Below are 1,674 nucleotides of genomic sequence, written 5' to 3' on the forward strand. Positions count from 1 at the left end.
AGCGCGCCGACGGCCGGCGTGCGGTTGGCCGCCTTGACCGTCAGCGTGCCGTTGCTGGCCGCCACGGTGCGGCCGCTGGGCATGTAGACGGTGCCCGAGGACAGCGAGATATCGACATCGTTGCCGTGGAAACCGACGACGCCGACCGCATCGCGTATCGGAGGGATGCGGCCGGCGGTGTCGAAGCGCGATCCCTCGATCTGGAAGCGGCCGAACACCTCATCGGCCGAAAGCGGCACGCCGTTGCCCAGCCGGCCCGGCACCACCTGGAACTGAAGGTTGGCGTCGACGACACGGCCGCCGAACAGATTTGCCAGCACCCACAGCCGGGCATTGCGCGCCGAAAACCACGGCCATAGCTGCTTGACGTGAGAGACCTGCATGTCGTGGATGTTGAACGCCAGATTGATCCCCGGCACTTTGCCGTCGACGAACGCCACGGCGGCGGTGCCAAGCATCTCGCCCGAGCCGGCGGACCGAAGCGCGATCTGCTCGGCCACCAGTTTGTGGCTCACCGTGTTGTAGACACCGGCGATCCGGGCGAGGAAGGTGAGCGCCGGCTCGGGCGACTCCGAAGGCGCAAGCGACGACCCGTCGCTGGTCAGGTCGTAGCGATAGGAGGGCTCTTCACCCACCGCTCCGCTTGCCGGCTTCGGCCCGATCGAACCGGCGAAATCGAATGTCGAGCGGCCGGTCTTCAGCAGCAATCTGTCGACCTGGACCTTGTTGCTGCCAGCAACCAGCGTCGCATTGATATCGACGTCCGCCGCCAGCAATCCTCGCGTGCCGAGATCGAGGACAGAGCCCGTCGATGACAAAGCGGCCGTCAGCCGCGATGCGTTCACGCCGAACCCTTCCGATCCCGTCAGCTTCAACGCGACGGGTCCCAACTTGCCGGCAGCGGCCGCGCCGGTGTCGGCCAGATCGACGCTCGCATCCAGCGCCGTGACCCGGTGCGCCGCGATATCACGGGTGGCGGTAGCGGCAACCGTAAGCGTCCTGCCGTCGATGTCCGCCTTCGAGGAAAACTCCATGCCGCCCGGTCCCGACTGCACGACGGTGGCGTCGGTGATCTTGACGAGCTTGATCGCTCCGGTTTCGGGCAGCACGAATTCGACATTGCGAAGATCGATGCGACGCAGCGAATCCTCCCGCACGGCATCGAGTGCGTGGTTGATGTTTCCGAACACCGCGGCGGACAGCTTCTCCGGATCGATGAGGCCGTCCGCATTGCGCAGGCCGGCGGTCCAGTCGCCGCCTGACGGCATCGCCGCCACGACGCCGGGCGTCTTCCTGTATCATCCCGGCAAGCGCCAAGTCCTGCCGAAGCTGCGCGCCTTCATCGACCACCTCAAATCCGCGGCGTGAGATGTCGGAATCCGGCCCCCTTGCGGTGGTCTCGCTACTGCCGGCGTCGGGCGAGATTGATGCGGCGTGAGTGTCGCGTCTCAACTCGATCCCGCAGAGCACATGGCTTTGATCTCCAGCTACGCCGGCGCACCGGCGACTGACCCTCTCACCACCAGGTCGACCGGCCAGACCTCGCCTCGCGCGCCCTCCTCCAGTCCTGAAATCCGTGCCGCCAGCCGCTCGGCGACACGGGCGCCGGCGAGACGGATCGATGAACGCGTCGTCGACAGCGGCACCGAGAAATTCTCCGGCCTCAGCCAGGGG

General features: G+C 66.7%; 3 pseudogenes. 1 reads left to right on the forward strand and 2 read right to left on the reverse strand.

What is annotated here, in order from left to right:
- Positions 1–1,268 (reverse strand): annotated as a pseudogene (locus EOA22_RS32745) (hypothetical protein); the annotation flags it as partial.
- Here EOA22_RS32745 and EOA22_RS39260 point away from each other — a divergent pair.
- Positions 1,261–1,368 (forward strand): annotated as a pseudogene (locus EOA22_RS39260) (LysR family transcriptional regulator); the annotation flags it as partial. The pseudogenes EOA22_RS32745 and EOA22_RS39260 sit on opposite strands and share 8 nt — an antisense overlap.
- Positions 1,369–1,487: 119 nt before the next feature.
- Here EOA22_RS39260 and EOA22_RS32755 read toward each other — a convergent pair.
- Positions 1,488–1,674: pseudogene (locus EOA22_RS32755) on the reverse strand (transcriptional regulator); the annotation flags it as partial.

The organism is Mesorhizobium sp. M7A.F.Ca.US.014.04.1.1 (genome assembly GCF_003998745.1).
In the GTDB taxonomy this organism is placed as follows: Bacteria; Pseudomonadota; Alphaproteobacteria; order Rhizobiales; family Rhizobiaceae; genus Mesorhizobium; species Mesorhizobium ciceri.